This window comes from Bradyrhizobium sp. CCGUVB14 (genome assembly GCF_024199935.1).
Taxonomy (GTDB): Bacteria; Pseudomonadota; Alphaproteobacteria; order Rhizobiales; family Xanthobacteraceae; genus Bradyrhizobium.
In genome coordinates, this window is sequence record NZ_JANADS010000001.1 from 5,153,869 (window position 1) to 5,169,338 (window position 15,470).

Here is a 15,470-nt window from a genome sequence, read left to right on the forward strand (position 1 = left end):
GGGGCTGCTGCTTGGCGCTCCCTAGCGGAATCGAACCGCTCTCTCCACCGTGAAAGGGTGGCGTCCTAACCGATAGACGAAGGGAGCAAACGCAAGGCCGGGCCGCATGTGGCGACAGGCCCGCTGGCCGGTCCGAGTCGTGCCCGGCGGCTTGCAGCGGGCGAACGTATAGTGGCCTTTCGGCCCGTGGGCAAGCCGTTCCGGAACGCTCTTTTGGGCCCGGTGGATAGCCTGCCCCGGGATCGTGCGGGCGGCGATTTCAACCGTTTCTTAGGGTTCCCTGGGCTAGCGCTGGGGCGGGAGATATCTTTCGCCGATGCCACAGCCCAAGAAGCGCGCAGCCCGCAAAATGCTGTCGCAGCACGCCTGGATCACGCTCGAGGGCGGATTCGCGGCGCGGCATTGCCTGGTCCAGGACATCTCGGCCTCCGGCGCCAAGATCACCATGGACGAGGATGCGAGCCAGCTGCCGGGCGTGATCCGGATGGCGTTTGCGCGCGACGCCCGGACCGGGCGGAGCTGCCAGGTGGTCTGGCGCCGCGGCAAGTCGGCCGGCATCAAGTTCCTCTGACGGCCGCCCGATAGCGCCTGGCCCGGGTCCGGGTTACAAGGCGGGCATGCGCCTTTCCGTCCTCGTCCTGATCTCACTCGCGACGACCTCCGCAGCCGGAGCCGAGACGCTGCGCCTGCCGCCGACCGAGCAGCCCCAGTCGGGCAAGACCCTGCCGCTGAAGAGCACCACGGGGGCTGCCAGCAAGGCCAATGCCTGCGCCGCTTATGGCCGGGGCTTCATGATGGTCGAGGGCACCTGCGTGAAGATCGGCGGCTCGGTCAGGGTCGACACCGTGACCGGGCGCTGAGGGACAGATGTCTCAGGACCTGCTGCGGCTCGATCTGCTCGTCCCCGCGCTGATGTATTGCGCGCTGTTGTGGTGGGTCGGACGCGGGCTCTCATGGACGGCCAAGCTCGCCACCGCGGTGGTCACGCTGGTGCTGATCGTGGTCGTCGTGATGGCCGAGCGCGGCTGGCGCTGACGCGCCCTTCAACAAAAACGCGAAAACAACCCCATGCACAGTAGCCGTCAAGGAAGACGTCGGACGCGCCCCGTTTGCGCGGCCCGCGCGATTCAACGTGCTCTCACCGCAGCTTAAGCCGCGTCAGCGGCTTTACGACATCGGCGGCGCCACGTGCTGCGCAAATCCGGGCCGCTTGCCGAGCGCGGCGAGCCACCGCGTCAGGTTCGGTTGCGCCGGACGAGTGATCCCCTCGACGCCGAGCCAGCGCCGCGCGTAGCAACCGATCGCGATATCGGCGATCGTGAACTGGTCGCCTTCGATGAAGGTGCGCGATGCCAGATGGTGGTCGGCGATGGCCCAGACCTCGGCGGCCGCGTCGGCATCCCTCTGGATCTTGATCATGTCGCGCTCGGCAGGCGGCGTGCGCACGATGCCCCAGAACACCGGGCGATCGACCGGCTGCACCATCGACAGCGTCCAGTCGAGCCAGCGGTCGACGCCGGCGCGCTTCTTCGGCGGCTCCGGATAGATCGGCGTGCCGCGCCCATGCGCCATGCAGAGATAGCGCATGATCGAATTGGATTCCCACAGCGCATAATCGCCTTCGACCAGCGTCGGCACGCGCGCATTGGGATTCATCGCGAGATAGCCGGCCTCGCGGGTCTTGCCATAGGCCATGCCGGCGTCGATGCGCTCGTAGGGCAGGGAGAGCTCGGTCAGGCACCACAGCACCTTCTGCACGTTGACCGAATTGGCGCGGCCCCAGATCGTCAGTTTTTGGTCCGGCATGAAATCCTCCCGCAGCGTTTTTTGACGTCGCGCGGGTGATAGCGGAATTCGCGGCCTGGAGCGATGCGCATTGCCGTGAGCCCCTCATGCAAAAAGCTCCGCCAGAGGCGAAGCTTTCCTTGCAGAGCAAGCCGGCGCGACACACGCAAGATGCGTTTGCGCGGAGATCAATGGCCGAAGAACAGCCACAACAGAATGATCACCGGGATAGGGACACCCAGCAGCCACAGCAATATTCCTCGTCCCATTGCGTCCTCCTCCAATCGCTTTGTTGAAGGGAGAACGCGCCGGGTGGGCGCTGGTTCCTGTGGTAAAAGCCTTACCAATGGCCGGTATTCGGCATCGACGCCCACGGCTCGGCCGGCGCTTTCGGCTCGCCCTTCTGCAGGATCTCGATCGAGTGCAGATCGGGCGAGCGCACGAACGCCATGTTGCCGTCGCGCGGCGGCCGGTTGATGGTGACGCCAGCCTTTTGCAGCTTCGCGCAGGTGGCGTAGATGTCGTCGACCTCATAGGCGAGATGGCCGAAGAAACGGTCCTCGCCATACGTCTCCTCGTCCCAGTTGTAAGTGAGCTCGACCAGCGGCGCGCCGCGCGTCTGCGGCTGCGTCTTCAGTGCCTCGAGATCGTCCGCCGAGCACAGGAACACGAGCGTGAAGCGCCCCTTGTCGTTCTCGATCCGCCGCACCTCCTTCAGCCCCAGCGCATCCTGGTAAAACTTCAGCGCGACATCGAGATTGCGCACGCGCAGCATGGTGTGGAGATAACGCATGGTTGTTGCTCCCTACGGATGGGGTTTTGCTTTGGGCCGGGATGGCGGGGAGGAGAGATAGCAGGAAAAGGGGAAGAGGGGCAGGGGGCGGGATCAGGCCGCGCCACAGTCGAACTGTCGGTTGAAGCGGAGCACCCCACCAGTTTTGCATGTTCGGCAATGAGGACCGGAGCGGAGGCACCAGTGAGCAATCCTCGACGGAGGCATTGCATTTGCGCTCCGTTTAGGTTGAATCCAATTGGGAGGCGAAGATGGCTTATCTTACTGTCGACTGTGCTCGTTGCGGTGCGAACCAGATGACCCATGACGTTAGGGGTTGCTCAACTTATCCAGGACCCAGCTACGAATACTACCTGCAATGTCGAAAATGCTACAAGTCAGCAACCTGGGAAATCATTCGCCGCCCGAACAAAGACACGCCTGTTAGTTACTTCAAGTATGACACCTTGATTGATGACGATGTCCTGATTGGCGCTGTTGTTCGCCCCAAACCGGATGCCGTGCCCACACCTGATCACACTCCACCCGATCTCAAATTGATTTTTGACGAAGGAGCCGAGTGCATCTCGGTTGGCGCATGGAACGCAGCATGCGCCATGTTCAGGAAGATCCTCGATCAAGTTTCGAAGGACAAAATGAACGCGGCGCCGAGCGGCCCGCCGCCGGACAAACGGACGCGCTTCAGTTTGAAACCCAGGCTGGAGTGGCTGTTCGCAAACAACCTACTTCCAAAAGACGTAGAAGCGTTGGCCGACTGTATTCGCGAAGATGCGAACGATGCGGTCCACAATACGCCGCTCAGCAAAGATGACGCGTTAGATTTGCAAGATTTCACCGTAGAGATGCTTGAGGCGCTGTTTACGCTTCCGGGGAGATTGAAAGATGCTGAAGCGCGGCGCGCTGCTCGGCGAGGAGCATAAGAAGATAGACGATGACCCTTGGTCTCTGGAGTCTCGATAAGGGCCCTTAGGGAACTCCAGCCTCGCTGCTGATTGCAAACGTCGCGCCTCACTTCAAAGGTACTGCAGTCCAGCACTGTCACCGCAATTGCACCGTCACTAAGACGAGGAGCGCAAATGACGATAACGATAAGACGAAATATCAGGTTTGGCCCATGAAGTTCCCAAGTTAACAGCTTCGGCTACACGGCTAATCAGTTCGGAAGCGAGATGCGTGACCGCAAATGCTCCTGCATCCCGAAGTTCTGATGCGAATTGAGGAGATTCGTTTGAGCTATAGACAACGACCGGAATCTCGCTGCCCATTTCTCTGAGTTTGCGGACTAATGTTTTTCCAGCCTCAGTGTCTCCGGGACGCGACATATCGGAGATGATAGCGTCGTATCTAGTCTTGAGAATGTTTTGGAGTGCCTCGTCGGTGCTCACGACAAAGTCGACAGCGAAGCCCAATTCTTCCAGCGCCTTCGCTTCCAAGAGATTGTTGCCCGGCTGATCGTCGACCCAAAGCAATTTTCGGCCTGATGTGAGGGGACCGTGAAGCTTAAGCAAATTAACAGCGTAGTCGGCAGCACGGAGTGACATGCCTACCGAGCGGCTTAGTTGAGCTGGTCGGTTGCTATCTGTTTCCTGTTTCGAGAGTTCGGCGCTGACAAGAGCTTGCTGGACCCGGCGCTTAGCAGAGCCTTCGATACCAAAGGCCTTGAATGAGCCTTCCGAGACGCCGAGTAGGAACTGCTTCAGCGCTTCGCCAAACCACCAGAAGAGGAATATCACCACCCCCGGCCAAGCGAAGGCGGCAACGAGCTTTGCGAGCGCCTCGATAAGACGGACAAAGGTATCCATAGTTCCCTCAGGCTGCGGGAGCATACCAAGGATCTCACCAAACACAACGGAAAACAACCATTAGTTGCGGAGCTCGTCTTCAGAATGGCTGAGCTCGTAGGATGAGTTAAGCCCTCGCGAAACCCATCTCTTCCCGATGTCAGCAACTATAGCTGCCGTTGCGCCAAGTTCACGATGACGAAGATGCATCCGCCCGGAACGAAGTTGCGGTGACCCACCGTCATGAGGACGCCACCGGGAAGCAAGTGCGATGGGTTTCGCAAGCGCTCAACCCATCTACGGGCAGTTGATCCAGATGATCCGGCCAGCCCTGCTAATCGAAATCAGCGCGAAAGGCGCTGCATCGGGCTGGCGTTACATCAGGATTTGCCCCCGTAGCCAGCGATATTGGGGGATTGGGCCACCGGTTTTCCTGCCCCTTGGGAAAGAACCGGACGCATGTAGTAGTTGTGCATGCTGGAAGCCGGGATGTTGTGGAGAACGTAACCGCCATTTAATCTGCGCAACCTTTAGGCGAGGCACATCGACGGGGAAGAGATGGCAGAAGATCCCGAACTGAAAGCGATCAGAACGATCATTGAGCTGATGCAGCCGCTCGACGAAACGGGAAGAAGCCGCGTCCTTGAATACGTTCTCAAGCGTCTTGATATGGGCACGTTCCAATCGGACGGACTGATTTCCGAGATGGCAACCGTGGCCACAGTCCCGTACGAAACCCGGACTTCGCCGATCAAAGATATCCGCACTCTCACCGCTGAGAAGCAGCCTCGGTCTGCCAATGAAATGGTGGCCGTTATTGCCTATTACCTTTCCGAGGTCGCGTCGCCGGCAGAAGCGTCGTCAACGATCAACGTTGAGACTATCCGCAAATATTTCAAGATGGCTGCATTCCCGATGCCGCGCGCTCCGACGAGCGCGCTTACAAATGCCGCGGCTGCCGGGTATTTGGAAAACACAAGTCGCGGCGAATATCGCCTGTCGGCTACAATTTGGTTGTGCACGCTCTCCCACGATCTAATGCGGCACAACCTGCAACAAAACAGCGCCGCAAGCGGCGATAAACGCCAATGGCTCGCCGCACGACCAAAATCGCGGTCCCGACACCGACTGAGCTGCTGATCGTGAAGACCTTGCGTCGCATTGTTCCCGCGGCTGCCGTCTCCTATGAACAAGTAGTCATCGACCTCGCTGACGTGCGGCGACATTCGTATCGGGGCATCGCCCATGAGCTGCGCGAAGTCCTTCGCGAGACGCTGAACTACCTGGCTCCCGATTCCGAAGTGATAGCAGTGAACGGTTTCAAGCTTGAGAAGGATCAAGATAAGCCAACTCAGCGCCAGAAGGCGCTGCATGTGCTCCGCAAGCGGAAGCTCTCCAAAGAAGAAATGTCTGCGCCAGAACTTACAATTAACCTCGCCGAAGAGCTGAGCGCCACCATCACACGCAATGCCTACACTCGTGGCGCCAAGGATGCGCATACGCTCAGCTCAGCGCCTGAGGTGCGGCAGTTGAAGATGTGGATCGACGCCGTTCTGGGCGAGCTCTTAGAGATTCATCGGTCGCGCCCAGTTGTGGTCGCGCGCGCGGTACAAAGAGCAGCATCGCCTGATGAGGGACACGTTGAATACGCAATACATATGAAGCTGAAGTCCTGAGAGTCATTGGTGGCGGTCAGGAATTCACGGAAAATTTAGGTGGAATCATGCACGGAGACTGGGTAGCGGCCACGGCGAGCGTTCTAGCCGCCATAATCGGGGTGGTTGGAGGCTACCTCTTGGCCCGTTATCACCGTGAGAAGCGGCTGCTTCGCTTTGTGCTCATGGACGTGGATGATCTTTCTTCCACGCTCCGGCAACACGGTAACTTCGAATTCAAATTTAAGGACTACACGACCAGCCAGCTGATGCTTTCTACAATCACGGTTCGCAACACCGGCAACTGCTCTCTACGGGATATTTCCATCACTGTAAAACTTCCAGGCTACCACCCGTTCGCCCAGATTAGCTGCTCAAGTGACAGTGAAGCCCTCGCATCAGAAGTCCGAGTTACTGCGTTGCCGACCAACGGCACCTCGCCAGAGTTCGCGGCGACACTACCGTTCTTCAATCCAAACGAGCGGTTCAGCTTTAAGATACTTTACGATGGCCCTTCATCCGTTTGTGAGATCTCTTGCCGATTGCCCGATACCGCAGTCAGCGTACTCACTGTATCGGACCTTATTCGTCTAAATTCGAGAAGAGATCGTTGGAAAACGCTGACATCGATGCTGCTTGCAGCTGCACTCGCATGCGGAGGAGCGCTTCTCGGTGCGCACTCTTACGACGTCGTGAAGAAGCGCGGGGCCGACCTGTCGGCACCTGCACAGTGATTTGTCTCCGTCGGAATTCAAGCGCTACGAAGACAAATTGCGGCGACAGTGCGCTCAAATCATCGGCAGCCACGGACTTCAGCGTCGCTTGGCTACGCTCGACCCTTGGCTGGTTGTGGACGCGCGAGTTATTAGAAGCAAAGTTCTTTTTGTGGGGCTGAGGAAGGGGAAGGGATGACAAAAGCAGAAGCATGGGGCCTGTTGCTGCAGGCATTGACATATTTGGGCGGAGGCGCGGTGCTTACCATTGCTCTTGCCGGCTTCTTTTCAAAGTTCATGGCCGATCGATCGATCGAGAGTCATAAAGCGGCATTGGGACAGGAGACCGAGCGTCTTAAGGGCGAACTTGCGAAAGAGACGGAGACGCACAAGCTGGCTCTAAAGAAGAGGGAGATGCTCTATCAAAAAGAGTTGGAAGCTGCGTCGGCTTTCATAGCATTACATCGCTTCATTGAGCCAAAATACGCATATCCCGACATGGACTGGGATGATGCAATGGATAACGTCGTGGACGATTTTACCGACACGTCGGTTCGGTTGCGAAAATACATCTCCACCTATGGCGCGGCGCTCAGTCCGGAAAATCGAGTGCAAATTGATGCTTGCTACATGCTCGCCGAGAATCATCAATACGCCAAGCACGAGGGATCGCAACAAACAGACGATGCTAAGAAGAAGGCTGACGAATTTCTAAAGCAGCTTAAAGAGATTGAAGCGCGGTTTTTGGCGGAGATTCGAGCTTGAACAAAAGCCCGGCTGATTAATGGCTATTCTGGCGCCAAGGGCGGAGAGAGCGCCGAGGTGATTTGCTCTCTCTCGTGTAGGTAGCGCGAATTACGCTGCTTTGATTGAGTTGTCCCCGAAGAGCAGTGCACAGCAGCGACGCCGTGAACTGACTGCACTGTCGCAACAATCCAGAGCGCTAACGCCTGCTGAAAGACGTTGTATGAGCAAACAGAAACCGCGCTGCCGGGCAAGCAGCGCCGTTGGGTGTTCGCCGTGGAGAGGTCGGCTTACTTCGACATTTCGTCCTTCTTCATGCGGTCCTTTGACAGGCCCTACTTGGACATGCCGTCGTTGCTCATGGCGGTGGGGCGCGACCCGACTAGCCCGTCCGCTCATCGATGCCAAGGCTCTTCCGAATCCTCCTAAGGACTTCATCGATGTCCATTCCATCCTCAATTTGAACGTTTTCACCTTTCACTTTGATTGTGACGGTTCGGCCTCTTCTCAACTTCTCCCAATCGGATATTGATCCGAGAACATTCCGAAGAAAAACTGCGACGCCCGCCGCTGCACCTCCAGCATAGGCCAAGTATGGCCCCGCAATGTTGATGGTTTCGACGGTAACCAGGGTCGAGAGGCTGCTCATACCCCCGCGTGGGAAATCGCGTCTGGCTTCTTCGAGAGTTAGTCCTGTATTGGAAGCAGCTTTTTTTAATCCAGCCAGTATCTCGGCATCGCGCGTGGGATCGGAGCTGGGAGGCGGGCTGTCGAAAAGCACATCCGGAATGTTTTGTCGTAGCTTGTCATCATGCTGTTCAAAAGTCGCTTCTGAACGCGCGGTCAGCTCGATCGAAATCAAGTCATCCATGATTTGGCCCGCCATGCAAAAGCCCGAATGATCACGGGCCTGGTGTAGCGCCGAGAGGTGGAGGAAAGGCGCTGAATCTCGAAGCTAGCACGCCGTAGGCGGATGAGGGAGCGGCGCGAAACGCCCAGGCAGAATGTTTGTCGCTCTTCCTCTACTTCTCCTCCGCCGCGGTCGCGGTCGCCGGGCCTTCGCCCATGATCAGCCGCACAGCGTCTTCGTCCTTGGCGCCGTCCCAGTGCACCTGCTTGCCGGTGTGGGTGACGAAGCTGCCTGCGGGCATCGGCACGGTGCCGTTTTCAGGATCGAATTTCGGGCCTGAGCCGACCCACCGGGTGCCTTGCACGACCACGATGTAGCGGTCGTTCGGATGGAAGTGCGGGCGGCTGAAATGGTTGCCCTTGGTCCACTTGCTGTAGACCATGTAGAAGCCGGGCTTGTCGGGATTGCCGACCACCACGGCCGATTGCGCGCCGCGCGCGTCAACCGGGCCCCAGGGGATTCGGTCCGGCAGTTTGTATGACCGCGGCGGGATTGAGCTCTGCGGCGGAGCTGATGCTCAGCGTGCTGGCGAAAGCGAGCGGCGGCAGTAATACGGTGACAGTGCACCAAGTCGCCGGCCGGCCAACCGCGGGGGCCCAAGCTGCAGGATCAGCAGGAGGACGTTAGCGAATAGAGTAAGTGCGCTATCACCATAATCCGGCTCTCATGACAGGACGCTCCGGGAGAACAAGTGCGATGGGTTTCGCAAGTGCTCAACCCATCCTATGTGCCCATGATCTCCGTTTTGGGCGCACCGGGCCGAGCCAAAAAACCCGGCAGTGTGTATTATGGTCGACGGCAACGTGGAGGAGCAGCGGAGTATGCTATCTTTTCTTGCGTTCATCGGGACGTCGATCATCGTCATCGTCACGCCGGGGCCTGACACGGCCACGACTATTCGCAACACCCTTTTGGCGGGGCGGACTGGCGGGATTTGCACAGCGGCTGGCATCGCGGTTGGGCAGACGATCTGGGCCCTGGCGACCAGCGTCGGCCTTGCTGCTCTGTTGGTGGCCTCGGCGTCACTGTTTCTTGCGATCAAGTATTTGGGAGCCGCTTATCTCATCTATCTCGGCATCATTGCGTTGTACGAAGCCCTTTGGCCGTCGGAGCAAGGTTCTGACATCGCGGTGGAGAACCGCTCGCACGGCCGCGTAAGCCCCTGGATCGCTTTCAGACAGGGGCTCATCAGCGATCTCGGCAATCCCAAGATGGCTGTTTTCTTCACAAGCCTGCTTCCGCAGTTCGCGCCGACAGGCGGTTCGACCTTTGCGACGCTGCTCGCTCTTGGAATTGTGTTTGCAGGGATGACCTTCGTCTGGCTCGCAGTCTATGCCGCAGCAATCCACAGAGTGCGGAATGCGCTGCAACGGCCGACCGTACGTCGCCTCGTGGAGGGCGTGACGGGAGTCGTCCTGATTGCTCTGGGTTTGCGTATCGCCACCGAGCAGCGGTGAAGAGCCCTCCATCTGCCTACTTGCACTCAAAACTCTCCGCGCGCTCCGGATCGCCTTGCCCCTTGTACTGCGCGTGTTGCGGATAGGCGCAAAGCGGCCGACTGCGGCCGGGGAAGGCTGGTCCCGTCGCGACCACCGCGTCGGGCGCCTTGCCGTCTTCCACCCAGTTCACGACCGCGCTGAGGAGATCGAAACGATCGAGCGTTGCGCCGCTCGAGCAGTGACCCATGCCGGGCACCAGGAAGGCTCGGCTCGATGTCTCCCGCACCATCTCCATGCCGCCGGAGTCCGCCGCCATGCGCTCGTAGTAATTCACGGTGTCTTCAGCCGAGAACCAGGGATCGCTCACACCGTGGTAAAACAGCAGCTTGCCGCCATGGCCGAAGTAGCTCGACAGGTTGGTCCAGTAGGCGGTGTTGCCGAGGCGATCGAGCCCGCTCGCGTTGACCCGGTCTTCGAGTTGATCGACGTCGATGCTGGCCCAAACAGGCGGTCCGACCGGACTGAGCGCGCCAGATGTCAGGATGCCGGGAATGGCAACGCCTTCGGCTGCGACGCCGCTGTCCCACGGGAACGGCGGGTAGACTTGCGCGCCGCGTGAATTCTTCGGTCCGGCAAAAGCTTTCCGGAGGGCATCGACCTGCGGCGGCGCCAGGCAAGAATCTGTCTTGCCATCCGTCTTGTCGCCCGTGCAGGTGAGGACCGCGGGATCGAATTGACAGGCCTTGCGGTCGAAGATCAGGCCATCCTTGGCGCCGTCTCTGGCGTCGCAGGCCTCGAGGATCGCGTTCGTGATCAGCTTTCGCTCGCCCGCGGAAAAAGTCCTGGCGGGCTCCGGCTTGCCGGACGCATCTTTCGGCGCGACCTGGCTGAAGGCAGCGTTGGCCCAGGCGAGACCGATATTGGAGTTACCGGTGCGCATCGCAGGCGCGCCGGCGACGATGCCGTCGAAGTGTTCGGGATAGCGCGCCGATGCCAGCATGCCCTCGCGGCCCCCGGTCGAGCACCCCGTAAAATAGGAACGTTTGGCGGGCTGGCCATAGTAATGCGCGACGATCGCCTTGGCGGCAATCGTCACCTTGCCGACGGATGAATTGGCGAAGTTGAGCGCGGCTTCCTGGTCCTTCAGGAACGAGGCATCGAACACCGCGCCCTGATGACCGCTATCGGTCGAGACCACGGCAAAGCCGCGCGCCAGCGCCGGCACCTCGCCGGCCGCCTGGTAACCCAGCGGCGGCCGGATCGAGCCGTTCAAACCGCCGCCGCCCTGAAACAAGAACCGGCCGTTCCAGCGATCGGGCAGGGCGACGGCAAAGCCGATCGCGTAGGACTTGCCCTCGACGCCCACGCGCTGATCGATCACGCCATCCGCGCGGCAGTTCGGCGGCAGCGCCACCGATACGGTGGCCGGCGAGGGCGGCGACGGCTGCACGGTCCCCGGCGGCGCCTCCGGCACCATTTCGGCCTTGGTGATCAACGTCGTCGATCCCGGCATCTTCCAGCCGGTCAGGTCGGCGCATTTGAGCGTAGGTGATATGTTGGCTGAATCGTCGGCGCTTGCCGGCGAGATCGCAACGACCATGATGGCCGCGACCAGAGCCAGGCAAGCCATCGCACCATCAAGCGCCACATTGCTTTTTCGCTGCATTGTTCTTCCCTGCCGTTTTCTGATTTTTATTGCGGTGCATTGAACTTACGCCGACCGCCGGACGATGTGGTGCACCGACACTGAACTATCTTGTGTCATTCGGCAGGTGCAGTCCAGCGGCGCAGGCTTTCAACCGCGCTCGCTGTTCGCCCCTTGCGGCGGCATGAGTGAGTGCATTGTCGCCGAAACGCTTGGAGCTAAGCGCACGGTCGGCGTAATCTAGGGTCCAAGCCTGGATTGCTTCGCTTCCGCCGTCGCTCTTCGAGCTATGGGGGACAAGCCGCTCGCAATGACGTGTTGAGAGTGTGCGCCGATCTATCACCGTCATTGCCGAGGGGCCCGGCCTAAGCTGGCGCCCGCAAAGGACCGGCCTGCCTCAGATCGCCTTCGCTTTCTTCAGCGCGTCGAGATCGCGCCGCACGCCGGTCAGGCCGTCGTGGTTGTAGCGGATCAGAATCCGCTCGGCGCTGAGATACGACAGCGCCGGGTTGCGGAAGCCGTTGTTGAACTTCGCCGCATCCGCGGGGTCGAAGCCGTAGTCGGGCGCGAGCTTGGTGAGGATCGCCACTGACGCCGTCACCGCCGGGCCTGTGAAGATGTAGTCCGCATCCGACAGATTGTGGATCACGGTCTCGGCCGAGAGGTTGCCGATTTTGGCGGCGAGGAAGTCGATGTTGTCGGTGGTGCGTGCCGGCGGCAGGCGGAAATGGCCGTCAGCATCCTTCACCAGATAGCCGCGTGCGATCGGGTCGACATGGGCAATGATCGCCGCAGCGCGCAGCCAGTTCACCGCCATGTATTCCTTGCCGAGCGTCGGCGCGGTGTGGGCTGAGGCCTGGATCACGATGAACGGCGCGGGCAGGTCGCGCGCCATGGATTCAGCGACGCCGAGAATGTGATGGGCGCCGGTGCGGCTGTCGCCCTTGGCGCCATCCGCGTCGGTCTCGCCATTGCCGCCGAAGTTGAACTCGGCGAACTCGCTGCCGTCGGCATTCCACTGGAACACGATCGGCTTGGCCCAGTCGTGCAACATCGGGGCGGCGATGATGGCGTCGTTGTTCATGACGAGATCGGAGCGGTTGACCGCGTCGCGCGAACTCGGCAGCGGCGCCACCCGCGGCAGACCGTCCTCGCCGGTCAGGCCAACGGTGAGGCGATAGTTCTCGCTGAGGCTGATGGCACTCGCCAGGTTGAACGATTCATGCACCGGCAGGCCGCCGGGATAGGAGTGGTGGCCGGCGAATGCGCCGCCGGGTGCAGCTCCCCAGGCCATCGGCAGATGCGGGCAGGCGGTGCCATCGTCGCGCAGCGGCGGAAACACGCCGGTCACCGCGCCGCCCGGGAATGCCTTGCCGTTGGCCTCGTTGATCAGCCCTTGGCTGGTCAGCTCGGCGATAATCTTTTCCTTGTCGGAGGCAGTGAGGTTAGCGCGATGGGCGACACAGGTGTTCGGGTTGAACAGGGCGTCGCGGGTGGCGGCCTTCAGCTTGGCGTCGTCGATGGTGGCGATGACCTGCTCGATGCGCGCCAGAGCTGATGTCACCAGCGGCGATCGGGCGGCGAGCTCTCCTGCCGCCGCGTTGCCGGCTCCAAGCACGGTCTGGTCAACGGCCAAAGCCGGGGCGGAGGTTGCCAGCACGGCAGCGGCGACGACGGGAAGCATGAGGCGCATCAGCTGGTTCCTTCTGAAAAGACGCGCAGCGCTAGCATCGGACAATGACAGTCCGGTAACAGAAGGTGCCACCGTCGTTTCCGGAAATTGCGGTGACAGTGCGCTTGACTCCGATGGCAGCACGAGTGTGAGTTGAGCGCACAGTCACCGTAAATCTATGGATGGCAACGTCAAATAGATTCAATGCGCATACCAACGAACCTGTGGTGGGCTACGACATGTTCGGGAACAATTTGACGGCAGGGGTGGCGACCTTGATGGCAGCGAGCATGATGGCGGCAGGCTCGGTTTGTGCGGCGCCGTTGAAAACGCGCGACGTCATCGAGATATGGCCAGGCGGCGTGGGGCCGGGGTCGGAGAAGTCGCCGGCGCAGCTCACGGTCACCGAGCGCAGCAAGGTGGCCTACTGGCCCGATCGTATCGTCACCGGGATCACCAGGCCCAATCTCACCGCCTTCGTGCCTGACAAGCCCAACGGCACCGCGGTCATCGTGGCTCCCGGAGGTGCCTATTCGCGCATCGTGCTCGACAAGGAAGCCGCGGAGATGGCGCGCTGGCTCAATCCCTACGGCGTGACGGTGCTGCTGATGCAATACCGGCTGCCGGCGGAAGGCCATGTCGACGCCAAGGACGTTCCGCTGCAGGACGCGCAGCGTGCGATCCGTGTGGTGCGGCAGAATGCCGGGGAGTGGGGCCTTCAGCCCGACAGGATCGGCTTCCTCGGCGCTTCCGCAGCGGGCCACATGGCGGCAAGCCTCGGCGCCCAGTTCGCCAAGAAGGTGTACGACCCCCTGGATGCGGCCGACTCGCTGTCCGCTCGTCCGGATTTCCTGCTGCTGCTGTATCCTGTCGTGTCGATGGACGACAAGCTGACCCATCTGGAATCGCGCACCAATTTGCTGGGCAAGGATCCGTCGCCAGAGCTGATCAGGGACTATTCGGCGGATCTGCACGTCACCAAAGAGGCGCCTCCGACATTCATCGTGGTCGCGAAGGACGATCCCGTCGTGCCGCCTGAGAACAGCATGCGCTATCACGACGCGCTGCAGAAGGCGGGCGTATCCAGCGAGCTCCACACCTTCGCGGAAGGCGGCCACGGCTTCGGCATCCGCGACGCGCGCCAACTGCCGGTCTCCGACTGGCCCAATTTGGCCGCCGCCTGGATGAAGGCCAAGGGCTATATCAAGCAATAGGCTTGAAATTATCGGATGTCCTCTCCGTGTGCGTGATGAAGCACGTCGGGATCTACTTCTCCTCCGCCGCGGTCGCTGTCGCCGGGCCTTCGCCCATGATGAGCAGCACAGCGTCCTCGTCCTTGGCGCCGTCCCAATGCACCTGCTTGCCGGTATGGGTGACGAAGCTGCCTGCGGGCATCGGCACGGTGCCGTTGTCGGGGTCGAATTTCGGGCCTGAGCCGACCCACCAGGTGCCTTGCAACACCACGATGTAGCGGTCGTTCGGATGGAAGTGCGGGCGGCTGAAATGGTTGCCCTTGGTCCACTTGTTGTAGACCATGTAGAAACCGGGCTTGTCGGGATTGCCGACCACCACGGCCGATTGCGCGCCGCGCGCGTCGACCGGGCCCCAGGGGATCTGGTCCGGCAATTTGTAGGTGACCGCGGCGGGATTGAGCTCGGCGGCGGAGCCGACGCTTAGCGTGCCGGCGAAAGCGAGCGGCAGCAGCAGAAAGCGCAGGGCGCGGCTGGTTGTCATGATGACCTCCCTTTTTTCAGTGCCGGTGGCTATGGCACCCCTGGGTTGCAGGGGATGCTAGCCCGTCTCGTCGCCCCGGCAAAGCCACGGCGAGATAAGGCCACGCATGCGTGGTCTGCTGCAAGAACCGGCCGGCGAGGGGGCCGACAGTCGGCCTGATGAACCGGGATGGCGCTCAGGGCGACGAATGCCTGGAAACGAGGGCATTTCACCGTGACATGGTTCAAACGATATCTGATCAGCTTCCTGATCGCGGTGGTCTTTTTCGCCGGCTTCGATGCCTACAAGCGTCCGGGCGAGGACGCGCGTTTGGCGACGATCCTGGTCGCGTCTGCAGGCTGGCCTCTCTTCGCTGCGCTGGTCGTGGGCGGCGCCGTCGGCGACGCGGTGCACGCCATGAAGTACGGCAAGACGGGATAAGCGGCCATGCTCGACGCCTTGCTCGGCTTGATCTTCGACATCGTCCTGAGCGCGATCGGGACCGTCATCGCCAAATTGTTCGGCGTGGCTGATGCCGCCGAGTTCGCGCCTGTCATCATCGGTCTCGGCTTTATCGGCATCGCCGTCGCTGCTGCCGTGTGGGGGCATTGAAAGTGGGG

At 60.7% G+C, this 15,470-nt stretch carries 20 protein-coding genes, 1 tRNA gene and 1 pseudogene; 12 read left to right on the forward strand and 10 right to left on the reverse strand.

Annotated features, from left to right (window positions below; all coding sequences use genetic code 11):
• Positions 1 to 12 precede the first annotated feature (12 nt).
• Positions 13 to 87, reverse strand: a tRNA-Glu gene (locus tag NLM32_RS23845).
• Positions 88 to 316: 229 nt separating this feature from the next.
• Here NLM32_RS23845 and NLM32_RS23850 point away from each other — a divergent pair.
• The 3 genes from NLM32_RS23850 to NLM32_RS23860 are packed head-to-tail and all read left to right on the forward strand — an operon-like array spanning position 317 to position 1,035.
• On the forward strand, positions 317 to 571 hold the full coding sequence (locus NLM32_RS23850; protein ID WP_254131310.1) for a PilZ domain-containing protein: 255 nt from the start codon (positions 317 to 319) through the stop codon (positions 569 to 571).
• A 46-nt stretch (positions 572 to 617) separates the two neighbouring features.
• Positions 618 to 860 (forward strand): porin, encoded by a 243-nt coding sequence (locus tag NLM32_RS23855; RefSeq protein WP_254131311.1) that lies wholly within the window; start codon positions 618 to 620, stop codon positions 858 to 860.
• A gap of 7 nt (positions 861 to 867) precedes the next feature.
• Positions 868 to 1,035, forward strand: coding sequence for a hypothetical protein (locus tag NLM32_RS23860; RefSeq protein WP_254131312.1), 168 nt, complete (start codon positions 868 to 870; stop codon positions 1,033 to 1,035).
• A gap of 132 nt (positions 1,036 to 1,167) precedes the next feature.
• On the opposite strand, the gene NLM32_RS23865 is transcribed toward NLM32_RS23860, so the two are convergent.
• Entirely contained in the window at positions 1,168 to 1,806 is a 639-nt protein-coding gene (locus tag NLM32_RS23865; protein WP_254131313.1) for a glutathione S-transferase family protein, read from the reverse strand.
• 319 nt (positions 1,807 to 2,125) lie between these two features.
• On the reverse strand, positions 2,126 to 2,578 hold the full coding sequence (locus tag NLM32_RS23870) for a VOC family protein (protein WP_254131314.1): 453 nt from the start codon (positions 2,576 to 2,578) through the stop codon (positions 2,126 to 2,128).
• 251 nt (positions 2,579 to 2,829) lie between these two features.
• On the opposite strand from NLM32_RS23870, the gene NLM32_RS23875 reads away from it, so the two are divergent.
• A complete protein-coding gene (locus tag NLM32_RS23875) occupies positions 2,830 to 3,498 on the forward strand; it encodes a DUF4145 domain-containing protein (protein ID WP_254131315.1) in 669 nt (222 codons plus the stop codon).
• 138 nt (positions 3,499 to 3,636) lie between these two features.
• Here the strand turns inward: NLM32_RS23875 and NLM32_RS23880 are convergent, their stop codons facing one another.
• Entirely contained in the window at positions 3,637 to 4,380 is a 744-nt protein-coding gene (locus tag NLM32_RS23880; RefSeq protein WP_254131316.1) for a response regulator, read from the reverse strand.
• A gap of 537 nt (positions 4,381 to 4,917) precedes the next feature.
• On the opposite strand from NLM32_RS23880, the gene NLM32_RS23885 reads away from it, so the two are divergent.
• From NLM32_RS23885 to NLM32_RS23900, 4 genes are all read left to right on the forward strand, one after another.
• Positions 4,918 to 5,499 (forward strand): hypothetical protein, encoded by a 582-nt coding sequence (locus NLM32_RS23885; protein ID WP_254131317.1) that lies wholly within the window; start codon positions 4,918 to 4,920, stop codon positions 5,497 to 5,499.
• On the forward strand, positions 5,448 to 6,035 hold the full coding sequence (locus NLM32_RS23890; RefSeq protein WP_254131318.1) for a hypothetical protein: 588 nt from the start codon (positions 5,448 to 5,450) through the stop codon (positions 6,033 to 6,035). The genes NLM32_RS23885 and NLM32_RS23890 overlap by 52 nt, the downstream gene beginning before the upstream one ends.
• A 119-nt stretch (positions 6,036 to 6,154) precedes the next feature.
• Entirely contained in the window at positions 6,155 to 6,748 is a 594-nt protein-coding gene (locus tag NLM32_RS23895; protein ID WP_254131319.1) for a hypothetical protein, read from the forward strand.
• Between the two features lie 174 nt (positions 6,749 to 6,922).
• Positions 6,923 to 7,492, forward strand: a complete 570-nt coding sequence (locus tag NLM32_RS23900; RefSeq protein ID WP_254131320.1) for a hypothetical protein — start codon at positions 6,923 to 6,925, stop codon at positions 7,490 to 7,492.
• A 361-nt stretch (positions 7,493 to 7,853) separates the two neighbouring features.
• On the opposite strand, the gene NLM32_RS23905 is transcribed toward NLM32_RS23900, so the two are convergent.
• Both NLM32_RS23905 and NLM32_RS23910 read right to left on the reverse strand, forming a co-directional pair.
• On the reverse strand, positions 7,854 to 8,342 hold the full coding sequence (locus NLM32_RS23905; protein WP_254131321.1) for a hypothetical protein: 489 nt from the start codon (positions 8,340 to 8,342) through the stop codon (positions 7,854 to 7,856).
• Between the two features lie 151 nt (positions 8,343 to 8,493).
• Positions 8,494 to 8,799, reverse strand: coding sequence for a cupin domain-containing protein (locus NLM32_RS23910; protein ID WP_254131322.1), 306 nt, complete (start codon positions 8,797 to 8,799; stop codon positions 8,494 to 8,496).
• 370 nt (positions 8,800 to 9,169) lie between these two features.
• Between NLM32_RS23910 and NLM32_RS23915 the strand changes: the two genes are divergently transcribed.
• A complete protein-coding gene (locus tag NLM32_RS23915) occupies positions 9,170 to 9,838 on the forward strand; it encodes a LysE family translocator (RefSeq protein ID WP_254131323.1) in 669 nt (222 codons plus the stop codon).
• Positions 9,839 to 9,854: 16 nt separating this feature from the next.
• Here NLM32_RS23915 and NLM32_RS46375 read toward each other — a convergent pair whose 3' ends face one another.
• The 3 genes and pseudogenes from NLM32_RS46375 to NLM32_RS23925 form a co-directional block, all read right to left on the reverse strand.
• Positions 9,855 to 10,373 carry a tannase/feruloyl esterase family alpha/beta hydrolase gene (locus NLM32_RS46375; RefSeq protein ID WP_375143649.1) on the reverse strand — a complete coding sequence of 173 codons (519 nt, stop codon included), beginning with the start codon at positions 10,371 to 10,373 and terminating at the stop codon, positions 9,855 to 9,857.
• An 18-nt stretch (positions 10,374 to 10,391) separates the two neighbouring features.
• A pseudogene (locus tag NLM32_RS23920) lies at positions 10,392 to 11,486 on the reverse strand (tannase/feruloyl esterase family alpha/beta hydrolase); the annotation flags it as partial.
• A gap of 376 nt (positions 11,487 to 11,862) precedes the next feature.
• Positions 11,863 to 13,158 (reverse strand): hypothetical protein, encoded by a 1,296-nt coding sequence (locus tag NLM32_RS23925; RefSeq protein WP_254131325.1) that lies wholly within the window; start codon positions 13,156 to 13,158, stop codon positions 11,863 to 11,865.
• Between the two features lie 257 nt (positions 13,159 to 13,415).
• Here NLM32_RS23925 and NLM32_RS23930 point away from each other — a divergent pair, with 257 nt between their 5' ends.
• Positions 13,416 to 14,351 carry an alpha/beta hydrolase gene (locus NLM32_RS23930; RefSeq protein ID WP_254131326.1) on the forward strand — a complete coding sequence of 312 codons (936 nt, stop codon included), beginning with the start codon at positions 13,416 to 13,418 and terminating at the stop codon, positions 14,349 to 14,351.
• A 52-nt stretch (positions 14,352 to 14,403) separates the two neighbouring features.
• Here the strand turns inward: NLM32_RS23930 and NLM32_RS23935 are convergent, their stop codons facing one another.
• Positions 14,404 to 14,871, reverse strand: a complete 468-nt coding sequence (locus tag NLM32_RS23935) for a cupin domain-containing protein (protein WP_254131327.1) — start codon at positions 14,869 to 14,871, stop codon at positions 14,404 to 14,406.
• 213 nt (positions 14,872 to 15,084) lie between these two features.
• Between NLM32_RS23935 and NLM32_RS23940 the strand changes: the two genes are divergently transcribed.
• Together NLM32_RS23940 and NLM32_RS23945 are read left to right on the forward strand one after the other, a co-directional pair.
• Entirely contained in the window at positions 15,085 to 15,291 is a 207-nt protein-coding gene (locus NLM32_RS23940) for a hypothetical protein (RefSeq protein ID WP_254131328.1), read from the forward strand.
• Between the two features lie 6 nt (positions 15,292 to 15,297).
• Positions 15,298 to 15,462 carry a hypothetical protein gene (locus NLM32_RS23945; protein WP_254131329.1) on the forward strand — a complete coding sequence of 55 codons (165 nt, stop codon included), beginning with the start codon at positions 15,298 to 15,300 and terminating at the stop codon, positions 15,460 to 15,462.
• Positions 15,463 to 15,470 lie beyond the last annotated feature (8 nt).